Here is a 26,525-nt window from a genome sequence, read left to right as displayed (position 1 = left end):
TCTTTGTGAAATGCGCCGACATCACGCCGACTTGGGCTCGACGAACATGCGGCCCTTCATTTCCATGTGCATGGCGTGGCAGAACCACGAGCAGTAGTACCACCATACGCCAGGCCGGTTGGCCTTGAAGGTGACCGATGCGGTCGCCTGCGGGCCGATTTCCATGTTTACGCCGTAGTTGATGATGGCGAAGCCGTGGGTCAGGTCTTCCACCTCGTCGATGTTGGTGATGTATACGGTCACCTCGTCGCCCTGTTTGACAGTGAAGTCCTCCAGGCCGAAGGCCGGCGCTGCCGACGTCATATAGACGCGGACCTTGTCGCCGTCGCGAATGACCTCGCTGTCCAGCATCAGATCGATGCCATCCGCCTTGGCTTGGGCGACGGCATCGGCGAAGAACGGATCGTCACGGTTCCAGACATGGACCGGGTTGATCTTCGAGGCATGCACGATCGTGGCGTCATGCGGTTCGGCAAAGGACGGGCCGTCGTGCACGATGACCATCTCGTCGCCGGAAATGTCGATGAGCTGGTCGTTCTCCGGCTTCAACGGGCCGACGTTGAGATAGCGGTCCTTGGAGAACTTGTTGAGCGAGACGAGCCACTTGCCGTCGGCTTCCTTGGTCTGCCCCATCGACGTGTGGTTATGGCCGGGCTGATAATGGACGTCGAGCTTCTGGCGGATCGGATCGACCTTCTCGCCGGCAAAGGCGCGCTTGGCGTCCTCGATGTTCCATTTGCAGACCTGGCTGTCGATGAACAGCGTCGTGTAGGCATTGCCCTTGCCGTCATAGGCGGTGTGCAACGGCCCGAGGCCCAGTTCCGGCTCGGCGACGACGGTGTCGCGCGGCTTGATCTTGTCGTCGAACAGGTCGTCGAACTTGCGCACGTCGAACACGGTGACCGTCGGCGACAGCTTGCCGTTGGCGACGACGTGGATGCCGTCCGGCGCCGTATTCATGCCGTGCGGGCTGTTGGAGACCGGAACGTAGCGGGTATAGGGGGAACCCTTCCGGCCGTCGATGACCGGCACGCCGCCCATTTCCTTGAAATCGCCCTTGGCGACGGCTTCTTCGATCCGCTTGAGGTTGAAGATGACGACCCAGTCCTGCTCGCTGCCCATCATCTCGGCGAGGTTGACGCCCTCTTCCGAGTTGTAGCAGGTCGCGAACGCATATTTGCCCTGGTAGTCGCAGTCGACGTTGTCGAGGTTGCCGTCGACCATCACCTGCCATGCCACCTTCATGGTTTCGCCGTCCACGGCGGTGAAGATGGCGTGGTACTGCTTGTGATCGCCGAGGATCTTGCCGTCGTTCGGGATCGGAACCCGGTCTTCGCCGTTGCAGAACACGTAGCCGGTCTTCGGGTACTTCTGCACACGCAGGCCGTGCACCGTGTGCTGGTTCGGCAGCTGGATGATCTTGTCGCACTTCATCACGTCAAGACGAATGCGGCAGACGCGCGTGTTGGCCTTGTCGTTGGCAAAGAGATAGCGGCCGTCGTAGGTGCCATCGGTGAAGGACGGATGCGGATGGTGGAGGTCGCCGTTCAGGTAGATGCCGCCCTGGTCGCTGAGGAACTCGACGGTTTCCGGCAGCAGGCCTTCGGTCAGGATCTTGCGGCTTTCATTCGTCTGCCCCCAGCCGGTCGCACTGCAGCGGTTGAAGACCGGAATGCGCATCAGCTCGCGCATCGAGGGGAGCCCGACGATACGGACCTCGCCGGTCTGGCCGCTGGAGAAGAAGGTGTAGTATTCGTCGAGCTCGCCCGGCTTGACTTCATAGCTGTGGCCGTCGGCGTCCTGGGCAACTGCCGATGTAGCCGATCCGGCCGTCAGGCTGATGGCGCCTCCGACGGTTGCCGCGCCTGCTGCGGCGGCGAAAGCGGCCGATCCCAACATCTGGCGCCGATTGAGGCTAATTCGGTTCTCTTGGTCTGACATGGTGTCCTCTCCTTAGTTGGTTGACGGTGCTGGATTGTCCACTTGTGGATCTGCTTTCTGGATCGGCGCTCCCTTGTGGGTAACGACGGTCTTGGCTGGCGCGTCACCGCGCGACGCCGGTGTCGACAGCGCCATGAACTTCTCCCGCTTCAGCCGCACCTGGATCATGTGCGGACAGCGATGGTCGTCGTGATAGAGCTCCTGGCAGTGCATGCAGTAGATGCATTCGTTGACGTTGATCTGGCCCTCGGGATGGATCGACTGCACCGGGCATTCCTTGGCGCAGCGCTGGCACGGCGAGCCGCATTCGGGCCAGCGCTTCAGCCATTCGAACATCCGGATACGGCCCGGGATGGCGAGTGCGGCGCCGAGCGGGCAGAGGTAGCGGCAGTAGAAGCGCTCGATGAACAGTCCCGCCGACAGGACCGTCAGGGCGAAGACCACGAACGGCCATTCCCGTGCGAACTTGAGGATGATCGCCGTCTTGAACGGCTCGACCTCGGCAAAAACCTCGGCAAGCGCTACCGAATAGAGCGACAGACCGAACAGGCCGAGAAAGATGATGTACTTGATCGGCCACAACCGTTCATGCAGCCCCCAGGGGAGGCGAACCTGCGGCACCTTCAGCCACTGGGCGATGTTGTTGGTCAGCTCCTGCAGCGCCCCGAACGGGCAGAGCCAGCCGCAGAACGGTCCGCGACCCCAGAACAGCAGCGCGGCGGCGACCGCTGCCCACAGGATGAAGATCAGCGGCGCCGACAGGAAGAACTCCCAGTTGAAACCGGTGATCAGCGAATTCATGAAGGTCAGGACGTTGACCACCGAAAGCTGCGCGTTGGCGTACCAGCCGAGCCACACCAGGGTGAACAGCAGGAAGCCGCGCCGGATCCAGGCAAACATCACCGGGCGCTTCACCAGCCAGTCCTGGAAGAAGAAGATACCGGTCAGCACGAGCAGGGCGACGGCGGTGACGCCGATCTTGACGCGGTTCATGTCCCACATCCGCAGCCAAAGCGGCTGACCGTCGGCGATCTGCTGGTCCGTCAGGAGGTCGCCGGCCGGAGGCACCGGCGGAGCGGCGGGCACGGCCGCTGGCGCAGGCGGCGGGCTTTCGATCGTCACATAGGCATCGGGCAGCGTGTAGCCCAGATTGTAGGTGAGGACGGACTTGTCACGGCCCTCGGCACTGCGCTGGACCAGCATCTGCAACTCGAACGGCTGCAGGACGTCGAAGGCAAATTCGGTCGGCACGACGTAAAGGGCGATTTCGCGCAGGCGCGGCGCCCCCTCGGCTGCTAGGGCGGGAATGCGGGTATGGTCGCGGTCGCGGAAGCGAAGGCCCTGGCCGTCCTGCAGCAGCTCGATGCGATCGAAGATCCCACCGCGGACATAGCCGGATCCCTTGAACGAATAGGCGCCGTCGCCCGCGACCAGGATAGCGGCCTGTCCCGGCTTCAGCTTCTCCGCCAGCCGGTCATAGGCAGCATCGCCGAGCAATGTCCTGCCAATTGCCGGCACGCTGACGGGTGCGAGATAGAGGTCGATGAAGCGATCCTCGGGATGTTTGGTTTCCGGCTTACCGGCGGCAATCGTCTCACCGGCCTGCCGGAAGGCGTCCGACACCTCGCCCACGGTCATTCGGAGGCTGCGAATCGAGCCATCGCCAAGCAGGGTCTGCCAGTCGCTGGTCTCGGTTTTTGCCAGATTGAGCTTGCGAACTTCCGAGACGGCGGCCGCAGCCACGGGCGTGCCCTGCGCACTTAGGCGATTGCTGCGGATCAGCTGCACCGCCGACCGTGCGACGCTGTCGCCCATCACCAGCACGGTGACGGTCGCACCGCTGACGATGTCGACCTGCGGCGGACGCTCGGCGCCGGCGGCAACGCGCCCCATGTCCTTGCCGATCATCGCGTTCATCGAGGCGACGACCTTTTCCTCCGGTATGCCGATCAGGACGATCGGCTCCTTGTGGTCGACCAGTTTGAAGCCGCGAATGACGCCCTGGGCGTCGATGCCGACGACGATATGGATCGGCTTGCCGGAATAGCCGATCGAACTGGTGAAGTCGGAATTCAGGTAGGCATAGCCGAGTACGTCATCGCCGCGCAGGACCGGCACGATCGGCGGATCGCCGCTCGGTTCGCCAAAGCGGTCGGCGCCCTGGAAGAGTTCGCTCGGTTGGACCTTTTCGAGGAAGGTACCAAGCTGTCCGCCTGCAAAACTGGGAAACGCCAGTGCAAGAACGATCAGAAATGACCAAATCAAAACTGTTGCAATATTGCGGCGCGGCAAAGAGATACGGGTATCTGACATAGGCTCCGGCTTTCTATGGCGGTTAGGCTTATGATGTCAGGAGGCAACGATCCTTGATCTAGGACAAACTTTTTTGGTTGACTTTCGAAGAGAATGATTACCGAGTTCTTTAGGAGAGAAAATCTGTGACCAAATCAGAGCCTTGGATTGTCGGCTCCATGAACGAGGTGCTCGCGCTTGCGCGCTCCATGGAAATGGAAGCGATAAGTGGCTATGCGGCGCTGGCTCGACGGATGCGGGACGAAGACCAGCCCGCCCTCGCCGCGGTATTCGAGGCGCTTGTTTCCGAGGAGCAGGGTCATCTCGACAATGTCGAGAAGTGGATTGGAACGACGAATGCCGCGTCGGCGGCTCCCCCTCCGCCGCCACAGCCGATGTTCGACGACGAGGGCGCGGCACTGGTGGCTCCGGAGCTGCTCAACTCCTACCGCGCCTTTTCCATGGCGGTCAGAAACGAGGAGCGAGCCTTCGTGTTCTGGACCTATGTCGCAGCCCACGCCCCCACGAACGAGATCCGCGAAGCGGCGGAACGAATGGCGCGGGAGGAACTCGGGCATGTCGCGACGCTGCGCCGTGAACGCCGGCGGGCCTTTCATGCGATTCGCGACCGGCGCGGCGATGTTCCGGCCCTTGATCTTGCTGCCCTCGAACAGAAGCTCGCGGATCATCTGGCAAATGCCGCCGGGCGGGCGCCGGCCGGGGGAGGCGAGCAGATTCGGGATCACGCCCGCAAGGCACAGCAACGGGCCGCCGCCGTTGCACCGCGGGATCTCTCGAAACCTTCCCCCGAGCCCGATGTAATGGCCAGGCTTGTTCCGCTTTGCGAGCATCTGCTCGACCACTACCTTGACCTTGCGGAACATGCGCACGACGAGAGCCTGCGGCAGTTCGCCCAAGCCTGCGCGGGCGATCTGGTAGCCTGCCTGCACGCGGTCCGGGCACTGCCGCGGCATTGACATGGCATCCGCCTCCTGCGTGACGCACAGGAAATGGCGCGGCAGAGGCCGGAGAAAATGTCGCATTGTGCAGACGAGTCCGTCCGACTACGTTTTTTTCGGGTGGTGTGATGGCAGATATGACACACAGGTTGTGGGCTTTGGTGCGCGTCTTGTGCGCGATCGCCCTTCTGTCTGTCGGTTTTGCTCACAAGCCGCCGATGCTGGGTGTGCCCGACGGCATTGCGCTGAACGATTATCAGTACGTCCTGCCCGACGGAACGTGGCCCGACAACTGCCTGTCTCTGGCTGGCGGGCACGATGGCGGCGGCCTGGCCTTGAACAAGGGCTGCGAAGCCTGCCGGCTTGGCGCGGCGGCGGCATTGCCCGGCCCGGCCGATACGCTCGGCGAACCGATGCCTTGCGAGCGGGAGCGCAGAACTCCGATCCGCACGGAGGCGTTTTTCCATCGGTTGTTCCCGCCCAATGCGCCACCACGTGGCCCACCATCCGGCTTGCTCGTCAGAGCCGTCGCTGCCCTCGCGGCAGCGGCACCTTCAAGTCGCGCCGGAATCACCGTTTGATGGAACGTCCGGCCTGATACCGGATAGTCCTATGCTCAATACATCCACGACGGTCGACACCACCTTCGTCGAACCCATCAGATCCCAAAAATCCAGCTGTCGACCGGAAAGTTCGCCTGAACCGCTGCTTTACCCGCGTGGCGCGCAGGTCTTCGCCGGCAGTTTCCACCGTGACGCGCTCGTTCGCATTGTCGCGGGCTGTGTTTGCATCTTCCAGACGCTCCGCGATGGACGACGCCAAATCCTGGACGTCCTCGGTCCCGGCCAGATCTTCAGTGCGTGCCAGATCTTCGGTGCAGGCCCATACGCCACTGCGCCAGTCAGGGCCGTTGCGATGGCGATGACGCAATTGGAAGAAATGGACGGCGAAATGGATGCGTCCGGTACCGCCGATGTCTTTCAGCGCCTGCTCGGTCGTTCCCGCGCGCACGCCACGTTGCTCGGGCAAAAGACCGTCCCGGAAAAGATGGCAACGGCGCTGCTCGACCTGGCGAACCAGTTTCCGTGCAACGGCCCCGACGCGGGGGGAAACACACTCTCCTTCAAGCTTCACCTCACGCGCGCCGACCTTGCCGATTGGCTCGGCATGACCCTTGAAACCGTGAGTCGCTGCCTCAACGACTTCAAGCGCAGCGGCCTGATCGAGTTCGACCGACCGTCGGTCATCACGATCCTCAAGCGCGACATCTTGCTGTCGATCGCATCGGGCCGCCACGATGCCGATGAAACGGAAGGCCCAATGTTCCAACCGTAGGAAATGCCTGTACCGACACGACCTCGCCCCGGCGCGGCGATCTGGCCTTGGCGTTATCCTGGGGACCCGCGTTTGTCCGGATTGTGCGCAGGGTAGGGTGTCGGCAGCAGCAGGACGAGGCCAACGCCGAGGAAGACGACGAGCGCTCCCATGCCGAGGGCGGCCGATCCGGTTGCGCTGGTGATCAGGCCGACGGAGAGCGGGGCGGCAAAGGACGTGGCCCGCCCGGTCAACGCGTAGAGCCCGAAATATCGTCCGGCCTCCTCCGGCGCCACGCTGCGCGCCAGATAGGAGCGCGCGGACGCCTGCACCGGCCCAAAGGCAATACCGACAAGCAGCCCGTAGACGATATAGGCCTTCTCCGCGGGGGTGCCGAACAGACCGCCGGAATCGGCGGTGGACAGGGGGACGAGACCAAACAGGGTATGGCCCGGTGCCGTCGAAACGATACCGAGGGTGGCGATGGTCAGGCATATGAGGCTGGCGACGACCACGCCCTTCGAGCCGAAGCGGCTGTCGAGCCGGCTTGCCCACAGGCAGCCACCGATCGCCACCACGTTCAGGATGATGCCGTAGATGCCAAGCTCCATCGTCTGCCAGGCAAACATGCCCGCCGCAAAGGTGCCGCCCAGCGCCAGCAGGCCGTTGACGCCGTCCTGGTAGATCATTCGCGCGATCAGGAACCGGACGATGCCGGGGCGCCCTTTCAGTTCGGCAAATGTGTGACGCAGATCCGCAAGGCCCGCCACAACCGCGGGGCCGATGCGCATGCCGCGTCCGCCATCGGGCGTGAACAGGAACATCGGCAGGACGAAGACAAGATACCAGACGGCTGAAATCGGCCCGGTGATGCGCGCGTCCTCGCCCTTGGCCGCGTCTAGGCCGAACAGCGGCCCGATGCCGAGCGCCGTCCTGCCGGTTTCCGGGTTGGCCGCCAGCAGCAGCACGACGCCGATCAGGACGATCATGCCGCCGAGATAGCCGAGCCCCCAGGCGAGGTTCGAGATGCGTCCGGCCTCCTGCGGCGGCACCAGCCTCGGCATCATAGAATCGTTGAAGACGATCGAAAACTCCGCGGCGATGGTCGCCAGCACGATCATCGCCAGCGGCATGAGAAGACCTGTTCCGGGCACGGCATACCAGAGCATCCAGAGCGATACGATCTGGACGACCGCGAAGAAACCGATCCAGGGCTTGCGCCGGCCGGTCCTGTCGGCGACCGCGCCGAGCACCGGGGAAAGCACGGCGATGATGATGCCGGAGATCGTGAGCGTGTAGCTCCAGGCGGCCTGTCCGGCCACCGGGTCTGCCGCCATCCGCGAGACGAGATAGGGGCCGAAGATGAAGGTGGTGATGACGGTGAAGAAGGGCTGGGCCGCCCAGTCGAACAGCATCCAGCCCCAGATGCCGATCCGCCCTGCTCGGCGTCCGGCCGTATCTTCCCTGCCTGTCATCGCCCCTCCGGTGCCGAGCTTGTGCAGCCGCCCATGCCGGCGATGGCACAGGGCCAGAGACAAGAGCCGATGGTTAGCCGACTATCGTTTTCTCGGGCGCCTCATGCTGCCGGGCGTCGGGGCGCCCGGCAGGACTTTCTCACCTTGCCCGGCCGTGCGCAAGGTCGCTCAAAGAGCCGGCGGCGACGGAGATCTTCGCAAGCGTCGCTTCGCCGGCCTCGGTCAGCGCGCCGAGGCGTCCCGTCACCAGGCTCAGCCTTTCGCCGTCGGCAGCCCGCCAGGCCAAGAGCGGTTGCTTGTCACCCTTGTGCTTGGCGAGCACGGACATGGTGAGCTCGCGGCGCGCAAAGGCGATATCGGCGAGGTTGCGCGCCAGTGCGAGCGATTCGTAGAGGTCCGTGGTCGGCACGCGCGCGGCCGCACCGAGCAGGGCCCCGATGTTGAGGGTCTCGCTGATGCCGGCAAAGGTCTGCGCCGTGCGCACCAGATTGTCGCCCGTCTGGGTGGCGATCAGCATGATCTCCGGAACGAAGCTCATCGCCAGAAGGTCGGCGATCTCGCCCGCAAGCTGCTCCGGAACGCCCTTGTCCTCGAACGAGAGCGCTTTGCGGCGCAACTCCTCGCGCGCCGCCTCGGGCATCAGGCTGGCGAGATGCGGCCGCAGTTGCTTGAGCGCCTGCTTCAGCTTGTGCACCGCCGTGTCCATCGGCGCGTTGATGGCGCCGGTGGTCAGCAGCAGCGCCGTGGCGTTGGAGAAGATCCGGCCGAGATCCTCGTAGACCTCGTTCTGCGCCGATCCGGCGATCGCATTGTCCAGCGCATCAGCGGCCGCATAGAGCGGGAACAGCTCGTAGCCCTCGAAGGCCAGCATGGCCGCCTTGACGACGTCCGCGCTCGAATAGCCGGTGCCGTCGGTCAACTGGCTGACGAAGGCCGGCCCGCCGCGGTTGATCACGCCATTCGCCAGGATCGTCGCGATGATCTCGCGGCGCAGCCGGTGCGACCGGATGTCCTCGGCATAGGCGCGCTGCATCTTTGCCGGGAAATACTTGATCAGGGTCGGCTCGAAATAGGGATCGTCCGGCAGGTCGCTCTCGAGGATCTCGTCGAACAGCACGAGCTTCGAGTAGGAGAGAAGCACGCCGATCTCCGGCCGCGTCAGCGGCTTGCCGGCGTGGTAGCGTTCGTCCATCACCTGGTCGCTCGGCAGCATCTCTACCTTGCGGTTCAGCTGTCCGGCAGCTTCGAGCCGCGTCATCAGCCGCGACAGGCCGGGACGGTTCGCCTGGCCCTGCCGCTCGCAGAGCGAGATCGCCAGCGACTGCAGGTAGTTGTTGCGCAGCACCAGCTGCGCGACCTCGTCCGTCATCGAGGCGAGCAGCGTGTTGCGCTTCGGCCGGGTCAGCCGCTCCTCGCGCATGGCCGAGGCGAGCGCGATCTTGATGTTGACCTCGACGTCCGACGAATTGACGCCGGCAGAGTTGTCGATCGCGTCCGAGTTGCACCGGCCGCCCTTGAGACCGAAGGCGATGCGGCCGCGCTGGGTGACGCCGAGGTTGGCGCCCTCGCCGATCACCCGGGCCTGCACCTCCTCGCCGGTGACGCGGATCGCGTCGTTGGCGCGGTCGCCCACCTCCGCGTCCGTCTCGCTGGCAGCACGGACATAGGTGCCGATGCCGCCGAACCAGAGCAGGTCGACCGGCGCCTTGAGGATTGCGGTCATGATCTCGAAGGGGGTGGCCTTTTGCTTGTCGATGCCGATCGCGGCCATCGCCTCGCTGGTCAGCGTCACGGATTTTTCCGTGCGCGGGATGATCATCGCCCCCTTGGAGAGGGCGGCGCGGTCATAATCCTGCCAGCTCGAGCGCGGCAGCGCGAACATGCGCTTGCGTTCGGCGAAGGAGAGCTCGGTATCCGGGCTAGGGTCGATGAAGATGTCGCGGTGGTCGAAGGCGGCGATCAGCCGCGTCTTCCGCGACAGCAGCATGCCGTTGCCGAACACGTCGCCGGACATGTCGCCGACGCCGACCACCGAGAAAGGCGTCTTCTGGATGTCGATGTCCATCTCGCGGAAATGGCGCTTCGCCGTCTCCCAGGCACCGCGCGCGGTAATCCCCATCTTCTTGTGGTCGTAGCCGGCCGAACCGCCGGAGGCAAAGGCGTCGTCGAGCCAGAAACCGGCCTCCTGCGCCAGCGCATTCGCCGTGTCGGAGAACGTCGCCGTGCCCTTGTCGGCGGCGACGACGAAATAGGGATCGTCGCTGTCGAGCCGCACGGTGTCACGCGGCGGCACGACCGCCTGCCCCTCGATGTTGTCCGTCACCGACAAGAGCGTGCGGATGAAGGTCTTGTAGGCCTCCTTCCCGGCGTTGAAGACCGCATCGCGGCTGCCGCCGACCGGCAGTTGCTTCGGATAAAAGCCGCCCTTGGCGCCGACCGGCACGATCACGGCGTTCTTGACCTGCTGCGCCTTCACCAGGCCCAGCACTTCGGTGCGGTAGTCCTGCGCGCGGTCTGACCAGCGCAAACCGCCGCGGGCGACGCGGCCGTAGCGCAGGTGCACGCCCTCGACTTCGGCGCCGTAGACGAAAATCTCGCGGAAGGGCTTCGGCTCCGGCAGTCCTTCGAGCGCCTGCGGATCGAGCTTGAAGGCAAGGGCGGGAAGCGGCCGGCCCTCGCCGTCGCGCTGGAAGTAGTTTGTCCTGAGCGTCGACTGGATCGCGTTGACATAGCGGCGCAGGATCCGGTCCTCGTCGAGGCTCGGCACGCCGGCCAGCGCCTCTTCGATCTTGGCGGAGAGCTCGCCACCCTGCTTTTCCCGCTTGCGCTCGGCAAGCTTCGGGTCGAAGCGAGTCGCAAACAGGTGGAACAGGTCGGCGGCGATGAGCGGATACTTGTTCAGCGTGTCGGCGATGTAGTCCTGCGAGTAGGCGATCCCGGTCTGGCGCAGATAGCGCGCGTAGGCGCGCACCACCATGATCTCGCCGGCATTCAGGCCGGCCGTCATCACCAGGCGATTGAACGTGTCGTCGTCCGTGCGGCCGTGCCAGGCCGACAGGAACGCTTCCTTCAGCACGCCGGCGAGCTTCGGTAGGTTGATGTCCAGCCCGTCGCGATGGCGCAATTCCATGTCGTGCAGCACGACGAGCCGGCGCGAGCCGTCTTCCTGCATCACTTCGATGTCATGCGTCTGCTCGCTCACCACGTTGAAGCCGAGGTTCTCCAGAAGCGGCACGCGCCGCGACAGCGACACCGCGTCGCCGGCATGGAAGATCTTCAGTTCGAGCATCTTCGTGTCGGTGTTGCCGGGCTTGCGGTAGAAGGCGATGTGGATCGGGTCGGCTTCGGTCGCTGCCTCGATGATGCCGAGGTCGGCGTGGGCCTCCGCCGGGGTGAACGCTTCCTGATAGGCTTGCGGCGCGATCAGCTTGGTCGCATCCGGCCCGGCCAGCGCCTCGAAACGGTCGGTCCAGCGGGTGGCGATATCGCGGACCGCCAGTTCGAGCTTCTTCTGCGGGACGCGCGGCGTCTTGCCGCCGGAGCGGCCGATGATGAAATGCACGCGCGCCAGGCCGCCTTCCGGAAAGGCCGGATAGTAGGCGGACACGCGCCCATCGTAGACCGTCTTGAGGTAGGCGCCGATTTTCTCGCGTACGTCCGAATCATACTGCTCGCGCGGCACGTAGACGATGACGGAGACGAAGCGGTCGAAATGGTCGATCCGTGGCAATACGCGGATGCGCGGCCGGTCGCCGAGTTCGTTGATCTGCTCGCAGAAGGTCGCCAGCAATCCCGTATCGATCTGGAAGAGGTCGTCGCGCGGATAGGATTCCAGCGTGTTGATCAGCATCTTGCCGGAGTGGCTCTGCGGATCGTAGCCGAAATGCTCGATGATCGCCTGGACCTTGGAGCGCAGCAACGGGATCTGCGACGCGGCGTGGGTGTAGGCGGTCGAGGTGAACAGGCCGACGATCCTGAGTTCGCCGGTGACGTTGCCGTCGGAGTCGAACCGTTTCACGCCGATGTAGTCCATGTAGGCGCGGCGGTGGACGACGGAGCGCACGTTCGCCTTGGTGACGATCAGGAACTCGGGCCCTTCCAAGAAGGCCAGGATTTCGGGCGTCGTCGTCACCGCGTCCTTGCCGAGCCGCAGCACACGCACATCCGGATCGGACAAAATGCCAAGGCCCTTGCCGGTGCCGCGTTCGACCAGCGCCTTGTCACCCTTGCCGCTGTAGATGTACTCGCGCATGCCAAGGAAGGTGAAGTTGTCGTCGCGCAGCCAGTCGAGGAAGGCGATGGCCTCGTCCTTGTCAGCCTGGCGGCGCGCGCCGCCGTTCTGCGCCATCTCCGAAACCGCAAGCGCCAGCGTGTCCATCATCGGCTTCCAATCGCCGACCGCCAGGTGAACCTGGGTGAGCACATGGTGGATGCGCTCGATCAGGCTCGCCGCCTCGGAGGCGCCAAGCGCCGTGAGATGGATCTCGATGTGGCTGACGCGATGGGCCGGATCGCTCGGCTCGTCGGGGGAAAACAGCCTCGGCTCCTGGTCCGGTTCGATCACCAAAATCGGATGGATGGCAAGATGGATGTCGCGGTGCGTGCTCGTCACCTCGCCCATCACCGAGTCATACAGGAACGGCTGGTTGCGATCGGTGACTGACAGGATCGAGACCGGCGTTCCCTGCGGGGCGATGGCAGCGGCCGTGGTGACCGTCACGCGCGGTTCGCAGCCGTCCCAGGCAAAGATCTCTGCGTAGGCATGGGCCGCGGTCGCCGCCAGCATCTCGTCGCTGTAGAGGTCGAGATCGTCGTTGCTGGCTCGCCCGAAGAGGATCGAGGGATCGATGAACTTCTCCCCTCTCTTCGCCGCGGCAGCCGCCACCGCATCGATCTGTTTCTCTCTCCTTGTATTGCTGCGTGTAGACATGAATTTCCCCCGAAATTGGATGACAGGACCCTAGCAGAAGAGAAATTCTCCTCGCGACGTTTTTGTAGCTATTCGGCTGATTTCAATCGATTTTGTCCGAAAATCTCCAAAACCGGCGGCAATCTCCGCAAAAAAATGGGCAATTTTCGAATTTTCTGGTCAAAATCGGCAGAAATTGCCGCATTCCCGAAACGCCCCTGATGGGGTTTGGAGGCCCCCGATCGAGGATTTCGGCCAAGCGTCAGCGCATGTTTACTGTCCGCCCAACATTTTCTTGCGGATGGTAAAGCCATGGTTCAATGGATGATCGTTGGCGCAACCGACCTGGAAAGACGCATTGGATGAGCGAAGTCGAAATGGGCGCGATCCTTGTCATATCGAGCCATGTCGTGCGCGGCACGGTCGGAAACCGGGCCGCGGTCTTCGCGCTGGAATCCCTCGGTCATCCGGTGTGGGCCGTTCCCACCGTCATCCTTCCCTGGCATCCCGGGCATGGCCGGGCAACACGGGTCGTGATCGGCGCCGGCGAATTCGACGCACTGGTCGACGACCTGATCGGCGCTCCCTGGCGCGGCGAGATCAAGGCGGTGCTGTCGGGCTATATCGGCGAGGCGGCACAAGCCTCCTCGATTGCCCGCCTCGTGCGCGCGCTGCGGGCCGAGAACCCGGAGATCGTCTATCTCTGCGACCCGGTTTGCGGCGACGAAGGCGGCCTGTATGTGCCGCTTGCCACCGCCGAGGCGATCCGCGACGAACTGCTGCCGCTTGCCTCGATCGCCACCCCGAACCGCTTCGAGCTCGCCTGGCTTGCCGGTGCACCGCTCGAGACGAATGCCGCGATCATGGACGCAGCGCTGTCGCTCGGACCGTCGCGCATGCTGGTCACCTCCGCCGTGGCGATGATGGCCGGAAGCACCGGCAATCTCTATCTTTCCGGCCGGACGGCCCTTCTCGCCGAGCATCGCCAGGTCCCCAACCCGCCGAACGGGACAGGCGATCTCGTCGCCGCCGTCTTCCTGTCGCGGCTGCTCGAGGGCCTGTCCGAGGAGCGGGCTTTGCAGTTGGCGACCGCCAGCGTCTTCGAGATCGTGGCGCGCAGCGCCAAGCGCGGTGCAGACGAGCTGACCCTCGAGCAGGATGCCGCCAGCCTCGCCACGCCGATGGCCATGGTGCAGATGCGCCGGCTCGTCCATCCCGCCGCCAAACGAACCCGGTAGGCGCCGCAAACGCGTAGAATGTGGCTGGTAGTCATCTCCTTGCCCGGTTGCACGACGATGAAAAATCACGGCGCCGTCAGGCTTGCGCAGCGAGGCTGTGCCCGATACAGCATTTTTCCGCGCTTCTACTCATTCGTCATAGTACGGGAGTACCGACCAAATGCATCGCTTTCCGGACCGCCTTCTGACCGGTTATCAGAATTTCATGGACGGACGCTTCAGCGAACAGCAGCAGCGCTACAAGGCGCTCGCGGAAAGCGGCCAGAAACCGAGGACGATGGTGATCGCCTGTTGCGATTCACGCGCGGCTCCGGAAACCATCTTCGACTGCGGTCCCGGCGAACTGTTCGTGGTCCGCAACGTCGCCAATCTGATGCCGCCCTACGAGCCGGACGGCCATTACCATTCGACCTCGGCCGCCCTTGAATTCGCGGTGCAATCGCTACGCGTCTCCGACATCGTCGTCATGGGCCACGGCCGTTGCGGCGGCATCAAGGCCGCACTTGATCCGGATGCGGAACCGCTGTCGCCGGGTGATTTCATCGGCCGTTGGATGAACCTTTTGAAGCCGGCCGCCGCGCAGATCCAGAACAACGACGTGATGACCGCCAGCGAGCGCCAGCGCGCGCTGGAACGCGTCTCGATCCGCAACTCGATCGCCAACCTGAGAACGTTTCCCTGCGTCGAGATTCTCGAACAGCGCGGCAAGCTCAACCTGCACGGCGCCTGGTTCGACATCTCCACCGGCGAACTCTGGATCATGGACGCGAAAACCGGCGACTTTGGCCGGCCGGGAATGTGACGAAGACACTCTGCGCGTGCCCGGGCCAGACTGCCGACGGAACACTCATACGCGCAATCCGCCCTCTTCCGTCGCCCCGGACTTGATCCGGGGTCCAGAAACGCCGCGTCGGCGGCGCGCGAGGGTCTCTCGCTCAAGGACTTGAGCGCGCTGGATGCCGGATCAGGTCCGGCATGACGGGTTCGTTGAGGCCGCTCGAAATATAAGAAGGCTTCGCCCGTGATCGCGGCCCGACAGGTGCCGGGCCTTCGGATCAAGCAGTCAGAACCGGCGTCAGCCGCCGTCGATCTCCGCGGCGATGATGGCGATCGCCTGCTGATAGACGCTGGCCGCGTTCCAGCCCTGAATGGCTGCGAAGTTCGTCTCACCCGGCTGATAGCCGGCGCCGGCGCTCCAGCCGTGGCCGCGCAGGAAGTTTGCGGTCGAGGCGAGCGCGTCCGCCTTGGAGCGGACGAGGTCGATGCGGCCGTCGCCATCCCCGTCCACGCCGTATTTGAGAACGTTGACCGGCAGGAACTGGGTCTGACCGATCTCGCCATGGGCCGCGCCGCGCGCCTGCGTGCTCAACGTGCCGCTCTGCACGAGATTGAGGGCCGCGTAGAGTTGGTTGGTGAAGTATTCCGAACGCCGGCAGTCATAGGCGAGCGTGGCCACCGCCGAAAGCGTGTGCTCCTTGCCCAGGAAACCGCCGAAGCCGGTTTCCATGCCCCAGATCGCGATGAGCGGTCCGGCCGGCACGCCGTACTGGCTCTCAATGCGGGCGAAGAGAGCCGCATTCTGCTTGCGCAGGCCCTTGCCACGGTTGATGATCGTCTGTCCGCCGCGCTTCTGCATGAACTGGTCGAGCGACAGCTTGAAGCTCTTCTGGCCGCGGTCGGCACGGATCGTCGCCCGGTTGTAGCCGACCTCGGCAAACGCCCTGTCGAGGGTGCGCGGGTCGATTCCATTGCCGGAGGCTTCTGCCTTGAACTGGTCGACCCAGCCTGCGAACCCATTGGCGTTGTCGCCGCATGGCGCGGCCAACGTCACCGCTGGAATCGCCGCCGTCAGCATCGCTGCCGCTAGCCCCTGGAACATCCTTTTCATCAAGCCCATAAAATCAACTCCGAGATCTCGAACCGCTTTGCTTCACAAACATGCCAATGCCCGTCAGGCGAGTCGTTGCCGCTTAACGCAATCGGCGGGTGCCATACCCGCCGACAATGTCGCGATCAAGGCAAATGTCCCGCCCCCGTCTGACGGTTGAGGCGGGACCTTTATTTTCACGCTCTATGCTGCTGTCCCTCAGGCGGCCTGCTTCTTCGCCTTGATCAGCCCGCGGTTGACGAGCAACTCGGCGATCTGGATCGTGTTCAGTGCCGCGCCCTTGCGCAGGTTGTCGGAGACGACCCACATGTTGAGGCCGTTCTCGACCGTCGCGTCCTCACGGATGCGCGAGATGTAGGTGGCGTCCTCGCCGGCCGATTCGTAAGGGGTGATGTAGCCGCCGTTTTCCGGCTTGTCGATCACCTGGCAGCCCGGCGCTTCGCGCAGGATATCGCGCGCCTCTTCGGCGGTGATTTCCTGCTCGAACTCGATGTTGACCGATTCGGAATGGCCGATGAAGACGGGAACGCGCACGGCCGTGCAGGTCACCTTGATCTTCGGGTCGAGCATCTTCTTCGTCTCGGCCAGGACCTTCCACTCTTCCTTCGTGTAGCCGTCCTCCATGAACACGTCGATGTGCGGGATGACGTTGAAGGCGATGCGCTTGGTGAACTTCTTGCTCTCGATCGGGTCGGCGACGAAGACGGCGCGCGTCTGGTTGAAGAGCTCGTCCATGCCCTCCTTGCCGGCACCGGAAACCGACTGGTAGGTCGAGACGACAACGCGCTTGATCGTGGCGCGGTCATGCAGCGGCTTGAGCGCGACAACGAGCTGGGCGGTCGAGCAGTTCGGGTTGGCGATGATGTTCTTCTTGGTGAAGCCGGCGATGGCGTCCGGGTTCACTTCCGGAACGATCAGCGGCACCTCGGCGTCGTAACGCCAGGCCGACGAATTGTCGATGACGACACAGCCCTGGGCGCCGATCTTCGGCGAATACTTCAGCGACACCGCGCCGCCCGCGGACATCAGGCAGATATCGGTGTCGGAGAAGTCGTAAGTCTCGAGATTGTGCACCTTCAGCGTCTTGTCGCCGTAGGAGACTTCCGTGCCAACCGAGCGGCTGGAGGCCAGCGCCACGACCTCATCGGCGGGGAAACCGCGCTCGACGAGGATGTTCAGCATCTCGCGTCCGACATTGCCGGTAGCGCCGGCGACTGCAATCTTGAAACCCATGTGTCTAGCTCTCTTTCTCTGTCTCTCCTCGGCTTCGTGAGGGGAAACCCGGCGGCATGCGACGCGGGTTCCGGTCCCCGGCCTTGCCGGGGAGAGAGCGGCGGGCCAGAGACGTCAGACGGTTTTCGTCGTCGTTTTGGCCGGTGTTTTCGAGGAAGCGGGGCAACGCGATTCCGCTCCGGCGGAATCCGCCAGAAGGCTGCTGTCAGCGATAATGAAGTCGCGGCAAAGCATGGGACGCTGTCCTTTTCCGGGGCTGCTATTAAGTGATTTTGCCCGGGAGTCAAGTGAGGGCGGCTGCCGGGGCCGCGGATTGGCGATCACGTTTTGCCAACCCTGCCGGCGCATCGCGCTTGGTCATCGCTCCGCAAGGCGCGATCGCCTCGGGCTGCCGCCCTTTTCCCCGCAATCATGGCGCGATCCTTGGGACTTAGACTAAAGTCATAATCCGAAAGCCGCGCTGCCGCGTTCACCACTTTTCTGCCATTTTGTGACAAGGCGCACCATGTTCGTCCGGCCGAGGAGGATCGGTTGACGAGAGCGGCGGGCGCTCCCCTAGGCCGTTTGAAGTGGAGGATTTCACAATGGCGAATATTGCGACAGCAGAAGGCCCTAAGGCCAAACCCATGACAAGCGAGGAGAAGAAAGTCATCTTCGCCTCCTCGCTTGGCACCGTTTTCGAGTGGTACGACTTCTATCTTTACGGCTCGCTTGCCGTCTATATCGGCGCGGCCTTCTTCAGTTCCTATCCCGAAGCCACGCGCAACATCTTCGCGCTTTTGGCCTTCGCCGCCGGCTTCCTGGTCCGGCCGTTCGGGGCGCTCGTCTTCGGCCGCCTCGGCGACCTCGTCGGTCGCAAGTATACCTTCCTCGTCACCATCCTGATCATGGGTCTGTCGACCTTCCTCGTTGGCCTGCTGCCGGGGGCCGCCTCGATCGGCATCGCGGCCCCGATCCTGCTGATCGTCCTGCGCATGCTGCAGGGCCTGGCGCTCGGCGGTGAATATGGCGGGGCCGCAACCTATGTGGCCGAGCACGCACCGCACGGCCGTCGCGGCTACTTCACCTCCTGGATCCAGACGACCGCGACGCTCGGCCTGTTCCTGTCGCTGGTGGTCATCCTGGGCGTCCAGTTCGCCCTCGGCAAGGAAGCCTTCGCCGCCTGGGGCTGGCGCATTCCGTTCCTGGTCTCCGTCGTTCTTCTCGGCGTTTCCGTATGGATCCGCATGAAGATGAACGAATCGCCGGCCTTCAAGAAGATGAAGGAAGAGGGCAAGACCTCGAAGGCGCCGCTTTCGGAAGCCTTCGGCCAGTGGAAGAACGCCAAGATCGCCCTGCTTGCCCTGTTCGGTGCCGTCGTCGGCCAGGCCGTCGTCTGGTATTCGGGCCAGTTCTACGCGCTGTTCTTCCTGACCGGCGTTCTGAAGGTCGAAAGCCAGTCGGCCAACATCATGGTCGCCGCTTCGCTGATTCTCGGCACCGGCTTCTTCGTCTTCTTCGGCTGGCTGTCGGACAGGATCGGCCGCAAGCCGATCATCATGGCCGGCCTGTTGCTCGCCATCCTGACCTACTTCCCGCTGTTCAAGGCACTGACCTGGGCCGGCAACCCGGCACTCGCACAGGCACAGGCAACGGTCCGCGCGACCGTCACCGCAGCCCCCGGCGACTGCAAATTCCAGTTCAACCCGACCGGCACGGCGAAGTTCACCACCTCGTGCGACATCGCAACCGCGTTCCTCACCAAGAACTCGGTGCCCTATGACGTCGTCACGACGGCGGCCCCGGGCACGCCGGCGACCGTGAAGGTCGGCGACACCGTCATCAACAGCTTCGACGCAATCGCCGCCGGCGACCAGGCCAAGGCCATGACCGCCGCGTTCGAACAGCAGACCAACATGGCGCTGCACGACGCCGGCTATCCGCTGGTTCGCGCCGCCGCCAAGGTTCCGGATGCCAAGCTCGACGCCTTCGTCGCCGCCAACCCGGAGCTGGCCCTCGATGCCGCCGCCATCCGCGCCGGCGAAAAGGCCACGATGACGGGTGCGGACCTTGTTGCCGCCAAGCTGCTGACCGCAGAAGAGGCAAACGGCGTCAACGACATGGCAGTCTTCACTGTTGCCAACGGTGGCGCCTTCGCGATGGTCGCCGACCCGGCTGCCGTCAACTGGACCAAGATCATCGCCGTCCTGACGGTTCTCGTCATCTACGTGACGATGGTCTACGGCCCGATCGCGGCGCTGCTCGTCGAGCTGTTCCCGACCCGCATCCGCTACACCGGCATGTCGCTGCCCTACCACATCGGCAACGGCTGGTTCGGCGGTCTGTTGCCGGCGACGGCGTTTGCGATGAGTGCCGCCCAGGGCGATATCTACTACGGCCTCTGGTACCCGATCGTCTTCGCGGCGATCACCCTCGTCATCGGCCTGCTGTTCCTGCCGGAAACGAAGGACCGCGACATCCACACCATGGATTGATCCCTCCAGCGGGGGGCATGGCGACCGGCGCGTGGTGACACGCGCCGGTCTTTTTATGGGCGCACATCATTCCTTCGCCGGCCCGTCGAAGGCGATCTTGGGTCGCGGCCAGCCGGCGGCATCGAGCCGGAACAGCACGTTCCAGCGGGCGAACAGGAAGGCCGCCATCACCGCGCACCACAGCCCGACCAGCAGCCCGGCGGCAACGTCGCTCGGATAGTGGGCGCCGACGATCACCCGCGACACGCCGATCAGGAGCGCGCCTGCAAGGAACAGCGGCCGCAGCCGCGGCACGAGCAGCGCGAAGGCCCCGAAGAACGAGCCGACCGCCGCCGAGTGGCCGGAAGGAAAGCTCTCGAACACCGTGTTTCCTGTAAACGGCGTCAGGCTATAGGCGCCGAGCTCGACCAGCAATTCCGGCCGCGCCCGGCCGATCAATGTCTTCAGGAGGTGGACGAGCGCGCTGGCGCTGCCGATCGTGACGAAGAAATAGGAAAACAGCCGCATGGCCGTTCGGGCCCGGCCGGCCACCGTCTCGCTGCTACTGGCGTGATGGACGACGAAAGCGACGATCGCCAACAGTCCAGATCCGTAGATCATCCAGCGGAAGGTGCCGAAATCGGTAATCGCCCGATTGAAGGCGATCAGCGGCTCGGGGAGAGCCTGTGCATACTCCGACAGCCGCGCATCGAACGGGACGAGCGCGGCGACGAGCACGGCGGCGGTGGTGAAGATCCAGAGCGAGGAGAATAGCGGACGGTTCATGGGGGCTCCTGTCCGGCGACCATCGCCCCGGCGGGGAGCGTTTTCAAGGTTGCGGCCAAACAACTTCTCGTCGGCGCTTCGCGCCCGCTCTCTCCACGAGGGGACGGCGGCGCGGCAAAGTGGCTATTCATGCATGAATAGCCGCCTGTAGAGCCGGAGCCCAGGATTGATCAACATGATTGCCACGCCGACCAACAGGATTGCTCGAACTGGCGAGATATCAAGCAGTTTCGCCAGTAAAACTGTCGGGAAAAATGATAAATAAATATACGTAATAAATGATAGGCGGCTACCGAGTAACGAGTAAAAGAAGGCTCGTACAAATATATCTAGTTCACGCATGGGATATAACCATGACTGCCCTTTGTTGAGGCGAGGGTAGTGCCTTTCCAAGCAACTTGGAAGGCACGATCTCGATTTTCATGCGGGAACAGAGGACGCAGTTAACATCTTGCGAGCAAAGTCGCCCCATCGTCGCGGCTGCGTAGCGGATCGGGCGCTTTGGGCGCATTCGAGATGAAGCTGACGATCCACAGGCCGACTTGGAACGTTCGCCTGTTAGGATTGCTATCTTAATACGAATACGTAGGCCGCTATTGGTGGCCTTGCCACCCTAGCGGCAAAAAGCCCCTCCTACTTGTGGGGAGGGGCTGGGGAGGGGCGTTTCCACGCCCCACCTTGAAATCAGGCCGACAGCGCCTTGAATTCGGCGAGGATCGCGTCGCCCATCTCGCCGGTGCCGACCTTCGTGCAGCCCTCGGCCATGATGTCGCCGGTGCGGATGCCGCGGTCTAGCACGTTGGCGATTGCCTTTTCCAGGTCGTCGGCTTCCTTCACCAGGTTGAAGGAGTAGCGCAGGCACATCGCAAAGGACGCAATCATGGCGATCGGGTTGGCGATGCCCTTGCCGGCGATGTCCGGCGCCGAGCCGTGCACCGGCTCGTAGAGCGCCTTGCGCTTGCCGGTCTTGGCGTCCGGTGCGCCGAGCGAGGCAGACGGCAGCATGCCGAGCGAACCGGTCAGCATCGCTGCGACGTCGGAGAGCATATCGCCGAACAGGTTGTCGGTGACAATCACGTCGAACTGCTTCGGCGCCCGCACGAGCTGCATGCCGCCGGCGTCGGCCAGCATGTGCTCGAGCTGCACGTCGGAATAGGAGCGCTTGTGCGTCTCGGTCACGACCTGATTCCAGAGCACGCCCGACTTCATGACGTTGCGCTTTTCCATCGAGCAGACGCGGTTCTGGCGGGTGCGCGCCAGTTCGAAGGCGACGCCGGCGATGCGCTCGATCTCGTAGGTGTCGTAGACCTGCGTGTCGATGCCGCGCTTCTGGCCGTTGCCGAGGTCGATGATCTCCTTCGGCTCGCCGAAATAGACGCCACCGGTCAACTCGCGCACGATCAGGATGTCGAGCCCTTCGACGAGCTCGGCTTTAAGCGAGGAGGCGTTGGCGAGCGCCGGATAGCAGATTGCCGGCCGCAGGTTGGCAAACAGCTTCAGGTCCTTGCGCAGCCGCAGCAGACCGGCCTCGGGGCGCACCTCGTAGGGCACCGCGTCCCACTTCGGGCCGCCGACGGCGCCGAACAGCACGGCGTCGGCATCGAGCGCCTTCTGCATGTCCGCTTCCGAGATCGCAGCGCCATGGGCGTCGTAGGCGGAGCCGCCGACGAGGCCTTCGTCGGTGACGAATCCGGCACCCTTTTCGGCGTTCATGTAGGCAATGATCTTGCGGACTTCCGCCATGGCTTCCGGGCCAATGCCGTCGCCGGGCAGGAGGAGGAGGTTGCGCTCTGTCATGGGAAGTTCCTCGTCAAAGAAAGCGGGTTCGCGCGGTTCTTAGCGCAACTTCCGTTCAACGCAAATCGCCGCAACGAAAGAATTTTGCGCGACCGATCCTCTGTCACCGGGGAAACAGGTTCGGCCGCCGCCGTGTGCGATCAAGGGGGCGTAGAGCCGGAAACGAGAAGCCGGCTTGCAAAGACCGGAGGACTTGAAATGTATCGACACATACAGGCCGTCCTCGCCGCGATCCGCTCGGCGATCGATGCGCTCATCTTCCAGCGCCGTCCGCCGCCGGGTTGGGGCTGATGGCAGCGACCCAACCTTTCTTTCCAAGGCCCGGACGCCCCTCGCGTCCGGGGCGCTCTTGCGGCTTCGCCCTTCCCGTCCGACCGTTTCCGTAGCAGGATGATGCGTTGCCGTTCTGCCGTGAGAGAAGGAGAAACCGTCATGATGATCGAGCCCTGCGGCAGCCGCCCCTCCGTCACGCCCTCGCCGGACTATTTCACCGGCCGTGTCCGCCTGGATCCGATCATCGATACCCCGGCGCCCGCCCGTCTGCGGGCGGTCAGCGTCACCTTCGAGCCCGGCGCAAGGACGGTCTGGCACACGCACCCGCTCGGCCAGACGCTGATTGTCACCGCGGGCCGCGGGCTGGCGCAGAGCTGGGGCCACCCGTTGCGCGTCATCCGCGCCGGCGACGTCGTCTGGTTCGAGCCCGGTGAAAAACACTGGCACGGGGCCGCCCCGGAAGCGGCCATGACCCATATCGCGCTGCAGGAGGCCTTGGACGGCAACACGGCCGATTGGCTGGAGCCCGTGTCGGATACGCAATACGCCGGATCGAAATGACTGGCCGGCTACGCGCACCGCGAACCCGAGTGGCCCGGCCCCGGAGGGTGGAGCGACCGCTTAACCCGCCGTCAGATCGGCGTTCGCTTCAATGCGCTCCATGTCGTCGTCTGAAAGGCCGAAATGGTGGCCGATCTCGTGGATCAGCACATGGGTCACGATGTCGCCGAGCGTCTCCTCGTTCTCGGCCCAGTAGTCGAGGATCGGGCGACGATAGAGCGTGATGCGATTGGGCATCTCGCCCGTCTCCAGAGTAAAGCGCTCGGAAATGCCGCGTCCCTCGAACAGGCCGAGCAGGTCGAAAGGCGTCTCCAGCGCCATGTCTTCGAACACGTCGTCGGTCGGAAAGTCGGCGATCTCGATGATGAGGTTTCCGGTCAGCGCACGGAATTCCTCGGGCAAATTGCCATAGGCCTCCACCGCCAGCGATTCAAAGGTGCTGATCGTGGGGGCATGGCGGTTCTGCCAATCTTCAGTCTGGTCGATGCGGGCCATTGGCGCTCCTTTATGCGTCATATAGCACTTCGTGCAGGCTTTTCGAGTGACGAATTCGTTAGTGCGGCTGCAGCCGGCGCCGAAGCGGGCGCCACGCCCCGTGGATGATTTGAGCCTTCACACCGGTTTTTGCGTCGGACTGCGGGCTACCGCCTGATGCAAGGGGAGGACGCACGCCCTTGCATCGGGGGCCGCAGGCAGGCTGTTCATCTGGAGATGGCGGGATATCCCTGCGCCGACTTCAACGTTGCCGCAGGGCCGTGACTTCGATTTCGATCAGCATCTCTGGTTTGATGAGATCGCAGACGATCATCGTGGCCGCCGGGCGAATCTCGCCGAAGGCTTCGCCGAGGATCGGAAAGACGATGTCAGCGAAGGCGACATCGGTCACATAGTAGTGGCAGCGCACGGCATCGGCGAGCGAGAAGCCCGCCTCCTCCAGCGCGCCGCGGATGGTCGAAAGACAGTTGCGCGTCTGCGCCTCGACTGTCTCCGGCATCGTCATCGTGGCGTAGTCATAGCCGGTCGTGCCGGAGACGAAGCACCAGTCGCCCTGCACGACCGCCCGCGAATAGCCGGCGGTGCGCTCGAAGGGCGACCCGGAGGAGATCAGGCGGCGCATATCAGGCCCAGGGACGGGCGTCAGCCGTGGACTTCTCGAAGCTGTCGATGGCGGCCGACTTCTCCAGCGTCAGGCCGATGTCGTCGAGACCGTTCAGCAGGCAGTGACGGCGGAAGGCGTCGATTTCGAAGGAGATACGGCCACCATCGGGGCCGGTGATTTCCTGCGCCTCGAGGTCGACGGTCAGCACGGCGTTGGAGCCGCGGCTGGCGTCGTCCATCAGCTTTTCGAGGTTTTCGGGGCTGACGACGATCGGCAGGATGCCGTTCTTGAAGCAGTTGTTGTAGAAGATGTCGGCAAACGAGGTCGAGATCACGCAGCGGATGCCGAAGTCGAGCAGCGCCCATGGGGCGTGTTCACGGGAGGAACCGCAGCCGAAGTTGTCGCCGGCGACGAGGATGGAGGCGTTCTGGTAGGCCGGCTTGTTCAGCACGAAATCCGGGTTCGGCGAGCCGTCCTCGTTGAAGCGCGCCTCCGCGAAGAGACCCGCGCCGAGACCGGTGCGCTTGATGGTCTTCAGGTAGTCCTTCGGGATGATCATGTCCGTGTCGATATTGACGACGGGCAGTGGCGCGGCGACGCCGGTCAGCTTGACGAACTTGTCCATGACGTAAACCTCGATTGCGATGCGTATCGTTCCGGGCCTGCGTTTAGATGAGTTTCGCCGGGAATTGAAGGAGAATCTTGCGCTGCATCCAGATCGGCCAACCACACAAGCGCCTGAACGGCGCCGATGCGATGGCGTGGCCACCTGCAATCGATCAGAGGTCGATGATCGTCCCGCGACCGTCATTCCAGACGCGCGGTTCGCGATGCCCCGGCCTGTTGGCGCGGGCGTAGACCTTTGCGCGCACGGGCGCCGGCTGCAGCTTGGACGAGATCCAGCTACCAAGCATGACAAGCGAGGCGATGCCGGCGAGCGCCAAGCCGAGCGAAGCTGCGAAGACGAACGTGGCGGCGGCGATGGCGATTGCGACGGCGGTGAGGACGATGGAACGGATGCTGTGCATGTATGATCCTTTCTCTGCGGTCAATGTGGGCAGCGAATGTGGTCTTTGCAAGGCTCGCGCGCGGTCACACTGTCGCACCGGCTGGCAAGCCGCACGGGGCCGCGCGAATGGCAAGACCGCTTGCCCATTCTGACAAAGCGAGGCAGAAAGCAGTCATGGACACGCCGAGCCGCAATCACCCGCTTCGCCTGCGCCGCTCGCTGCTGAGCGTGCCGGCGGCCAGCGCCCGCGCGTTGGAGAAATCGTCCTCGCTCGCCTGCGACGGCGTCATCTTCGACCTCGAGGATTCGGTTGCGCCGGAGAAGAAGGCTGCGGCGCGCGCGGCGCTCACGCAACATTTCGCCGGACTGGAACGCGCGCCGGGGCAGGAACGCATCATCCGCATCAACGCCTTTTCCGACCCTGAGGGACAGCGCGATCTGGACGCAGTCCTAACCTGCGCGCCGGATGCCGTGTTGCTGCCGAAGGTGTCCGAACCGCAGGACATCCGCGCCGTTGCCGACTGGCTGAGCGAGCAGGGCGCCGACGAGAGCCTGCGCCTGTGGGCGATGATCGAGACGCCGGCGGCCATCCTCAACCTTGCCGAGATCGCCGAGGTCGGCCGCACCAGCGGCGGCAGGCTCGATTGCTTCGTGCTCGGGCTCAACGACCTGCGTCTTGCCACCGGCATCGCCGACATCCCCGGGCGCCCCTTTCTCGTGCCGCTGCTGATGCAGACGCTCGTCGCCGCCCGGGCCGCCGGGCTCGACGTGATCGACAGCGTCTTCAACGGCTTCACCGATCTTGAGCCGTTTGCCGCCGAGTGCGAACAGGGCCGGCAGATGGGCTTCGACGGCAAGATGCTCATCCATCCCGCCCAGATCGAAGTGGCCAACCGCGCCTATGGTGTCTCCGCTGCGGCGCTCGCCGACGCGGCTGCCGTGGCGGCCGCCTTCGCCCTGCCGGAGAACGAGGGCAAGGGTGCGATCAACCTCAACGGCCGCATGGTCGAACTCCTCCACCTCGACGAGGCGAAACGACTGCTCGCCAAGGCCGATCTCATCGCGAAGAAAGAAAGCAGCACATGAAAGTCTACCGCTTCCTCACCGGCCCCGACGACGCCGCATTCTGCCACAAGGTAACGTTGGCGCTGAACAAGGGCTGGTCACTGCACGGTTCGCCGACCTATGCCTACAACGCCGAAACGAAGCAGATGCAGTGCGGGCAGGCGGTCGTGAAGGAGGTCGAGGGCAAGGAGTACACGCCGGATATCAAGCTGTCTGAACAGTGAGGCGGCAAG

Annotated in this window: 21 protein-coding genes and 1 pseudogene; 10 read left to right on the top strand and 12 right to left on the bottom strand. The window is 64.0% G+C overall.

Translation table 11 applies throughout. The features are described 5' to 3' along the window. Positions 1 to 21: 21 nt before the first annotated feature. Positions 22 to 1,941, bottom strand: coding sequence for a TAT-dependent nitrous-oxide reductase (nosZ, locus tag J2Y48_RS05480; RefSeq protein WP_310413904.1), 1,920 nt, complete (start codon positions 1,939 to 1,941; stop codon positions 22 to 24). A 12-nt stretch (positions 1,942 to 1,953) separates the two neighbouring features. Continuing rightward, positions 1,954 to 4,254 (bottom strand): 4Fe-4S binding protein, encoded by a 2,301-nt coding sequence (locus J2Y48_RS05475; RefSeq protein ID WP_310413901.1) that lies wholly within the window; start codon positions 4,252 to 4,254, stop codon positions 1,954 to 1,956. Between the two features lie 125 nt (positions 4,255 to 4,379). Between J2Y48_RS05475 and J2Y48_RS05470 the strand changes: the two genes are divergently transcribed. The 4 genes and pseudogenes from J2Y48_RS05470 to J2Y48_RS05455 all read left to right on the top strand — a co-directional run bounded on the left by J2Y48_RS05470 (position 4,380) and on the right by J2Y48_RS05455 (position 6,527). After that, positions 4,380 to 5,210 (top strand): ferritin family protein, encoded by an 831-nt coding sequence (locus tag J2Y48_RS05470; protein WP_310413898.1) that lies wholly within the window; start codon positions 4,380 to 4,382, stop codon positions 5,208 to 5,210. Between the two features lie 110 nt (positions 5,211 to 5,320). Beyond that, entirely contained in the window at positions 5,321 to 5,773 is a 453-nt protein-coding gene (locus J2Y48_RS05465) for a hypothetical protein (protein ID WP_310413895.1), read from the top strand. Next, a pseudogene (locus tag J2Y48_RS25315) lies at positions 5,676 to 6,044 on the top strand (hypothetical protein); the annotation flags it as partial. The gene J2Y48_RS05465 and the pseudogene J2Y48_RS25315, both read left to right, overlap by 98 nt. A 195-nt stretch (positions 6,045 to 6,239) precedes the next feature. Further along, positions 6,240 to 6,527 (top strand): helix-turn-helix domain-containing protein, encoded by a 288-nt coding sequence (locus J2Y48_RS05455; protein WP_310413889.1) that lies wholly within the window; start codon positions 6,240 to 6,242, stop codon positions 6,525 to 6,527. Positions 6,528 to 6,580: 53 nt separating this feature from the next. On the opposite strand, the gene J2Y48_RS05450 is transcribed toward J2Y48_RS05455, so the two are convergent. Continuing rightward, on the bottom strand, positions 6,581 to 7,981 hold the full coding sequence (locus tag J2Y48_RS05450) for an MFS transporter (protein ID WP_310413886.1): 1,401 nt from the start codon (positions 7,979 to 7,981) through the stop codon (positions 6,581 to 6,583). Between the two features lie 139 nt (positions 7,982 to 8,120). Continuing rightward, positions 8,121 to 12,911 carry an NAD-glutamate dehydrogenase gene (locus tag J2Y48_RS05445; RefSeq protein ID WP_310413884.1) on the bottom strand — a complete coding sequence of 1,597 codons (4,791 nt, stop codon included), beginning with the start codon at positions 12,909 to 12,911 and terminating at the stop codon, positions 8,121 to 8,123. A gap of 341 nt (positions 12,912 to 13,252) precedes the next feature. Between J2Y48_RS05445 and pdxY the strand changes: the two genes are divergently transcribed. Next, positions 13,253 to 14,128 (top strand): pyridoxal kinase PdxY, encoded by an 876-nt coding sequence (gene pdxY / locus J2Y48_RS05440; RefSeq protein ID WP_310413881.1) that lies wholly within the window; start codon positions 13,253 to 13,255, stop codon positions 14,126 to 14,128. Between the two features lie 160 nt (positions 14,129 to 14,288). Continuing rightward, entirely contained in the window at positions 14,289 to 14,930 is a 642-nt protein-coding gene (locus tag J2Y48_RS05435; RefSeq protein WP_310413878.1) for a carbonic anhydrase, read from the top strand. Between the two features lie 273 nt (positions 14,931 to 15,203). Here J2Y48_RS05435 and J2Y48_RS05430 read toward each other — a convergent pair whose 3' ends face one another. Together J2Y48_RS05430 and J2Y48_RS05425 are read right to left on the bottom strand one after the other, a co-directional pair. After that, on the bottom strand, positions 15,204 to 16,025 hold the full coding sequence (locus J2Y48_RS05430) for a lytic transglycosylase domain-containing protein (protein ID WP_310413874.1): 822 nt from the start codon (positions 16,023 to 16,025) through the stop codon (positions 15,204 to 15,206). 189 nt (positions 16,026 to 16,214) lie between these two features. Further along, positions 16,215 to 17,249 carry an aspartate-semialdehyde dehydrogenase gene (locus J2Y48_RS05425; RefSeq protein WP_310413871.1) on the bottom strand — a complete coding sequence of 345 codons (1,035 nt, stop codon included), beginning with the start codon at positions 17,247 to 17,249 and terminating at the stop codon, positions 16,215 to 16,217. A 584-nt stretch (positions 17,250 to 17,833) separates the two neighbouring features. On the opposite strand from J2Y48_RS05425, the gene J2Y48_RS05420 reads away from it, so the two are divergent. Then, on the top strand, positions 17,834 to 19,723 hold the full coding sequence (locus J2Y48_RS05420; RefSeq protein WP_310413869.1) for an MFS transporter: 1,890 nt from the start codon (positions 17,834 to 17,836) through the stop codon (positions 19,721 to 19,723). Between the two features lie 66 nt (positions 19,724 to 19,789). Here the strand turns inward: J2Y48_RS05420 and J2Y48_RS05415 are convergent, their stop codons facing one another. Together J2Y48_RS05415 and leuB are read right to left on the bottom strand one after the other, a co-directional pair. After that, on the bottom strand, positions 19,790 to 20,488 hold the full coding sequence (locus J2Y48_RS05415) for a phosphatase PAP2 family protein (RefSeq protein WP_310413867.1): 699 nt from the start codon (positions 20,486 to 20,488) through the stop codon (positions 19,790 to 19,792). A gap of 684 nt (positions 20,489 to 21,172) precedes the next feature. Continuing rightward, positions 21,173 to 22,285 (bottom strand): 3-isopropylmalate dehydrogenase, encoded by a 1,113-nt coding sequence (gene leuB, locus J2Y48_RS05410; RefSeq protein WP_310413864.1) that lies wholly within the window; start codon positions 22,283 to 22,285, stop codon positions 21,173 to 21,175. A gap of 432 nt (positions 22,286 to 22,717) precedes the next feature. Here leuB and J2Y48_RS05405 point away from each other — a divergent pair, with 432 nt between their 5' ends. After that, positions 22,718 to 23,119: a cupin domain-containing protein gene (locus J2Y48_RS05405; RefSeq protein ID WP_310413861.1), complete on the top strand. Its 402-nt coding sequence runs from the start codon at positions 22,718 to 22,720 to the stop codon at positions 23,117 to 23,119. A gap of 60 nt (positions 23,120 to 23,179) precedes the next feature. Here the strand turns inward: J2Y48_RS05405 and J2Y48_RS05400 are convergent, their stop codons facing one another. The 4 genes from J2Y48_RS05400 to J2Y48_RS05385 all read right to left on the bottom strand — a co-directional run bounded on the left by J2Y48_RS05400 (position 23,180) and on the right by J2Y48_RS05385 (position 25,246). Next, on the bottom strand, positions 23,180 to 23,614 hold the full coding sequence (locus J2Y48_RS05400) for a metallopeptidase family protein (protein WP_310413858.1): 435 nt from the start codon (positions 23,612 to 23,614) through the stop codon (positions 23,180 to 23,182). A gap of 241 nt (positions 23,615 to 23,855) precedes the next feature. Beyond that, positions 23,856 to 24,236 (bottom strand): RidA family protein, encoded by a 381-nt coding sequence (locus tag J2Y48_RS05395; protein ID WP_310413856.1) that lies wholly within the window; start codon positions 24,234 to 24,236, stop codon positions 23,856 to 23,858. A 1-nt stretch (position 24,237) separates the two neighbouring features. Beyond that, a complete protein-coding gene (leuD, locus tag J2Y48_RS05390) occupies positions 24,238 to 24,843 on the bottom strand; it encodes a 3-isopropylmalate dehydratase small subunit (protein WP_310413853.1) in 606 nt (201 codons plus the stop codon). 154 nt (positions 24,844 to 24,997) lie between these two features. Next, positions 24,998 to 25,246, bottom strand: a complete 249-nt coding sequence (locus J2Y48_RS05385) for a hypothetical protein (protein ID WP_310413849.1) — start codon at positions 25,244 to 25,246, stop codon at positions 24,998 to 25,000. 155 nt (positions 25,247 to 25,401) lie between these two features. On the opposite strand from J2Y48_RS05385, the gene J2Y48_RS05380 reads away from it, so the two are divergent. Both J2Y48_RS05380 and J2Y48_RS05375 read left to right on the top strand, forming a co-directional pair. After that, positions 25,402 to 26,313, top strand: a complete 912-nt coding sequence (locus tag J2Y48_RS05380; RefSeq protein ID WP_310413846.1) for a CoA ester lyase — start codon at positions 25,402 to 25,404, stop codon at positions 26,311 to 26,313. Next, positions 26,310 to 26,516, top strand: coding sequence for a DUF1737 domain-containing protein (locus tag J2Y48_RS05375; RefSeq protein WP_310413843.1), 207 nt, complete (start codon positions 26,310 to 26,312; stop codon positions 26,514 to 26,516). The genes J2Y48_RS05380 and J2Y48_RS05375 overlap by 4 nt, the downstream gene beginning before the upstream one ends. The last annotated feature ends 9 nt before the right edge of the window (positions 26,517 to 26,525 follow it).

Origin of the sequence: Mycoplana sp. BE70 (assembly GCF_031455855.1) — a bacterium.
Taxonomy (GTDB): Bacteria; Pseudomonadota; Alphaproteobacteria; order Rhizobiales; family Rhizobiaceae; genus Mycoplana.
The sequence above is the reverse complement of the archived record's forward strand: the minus strand, read 5'-3'. Positions and strand labels throughout refer to the sequence as shown.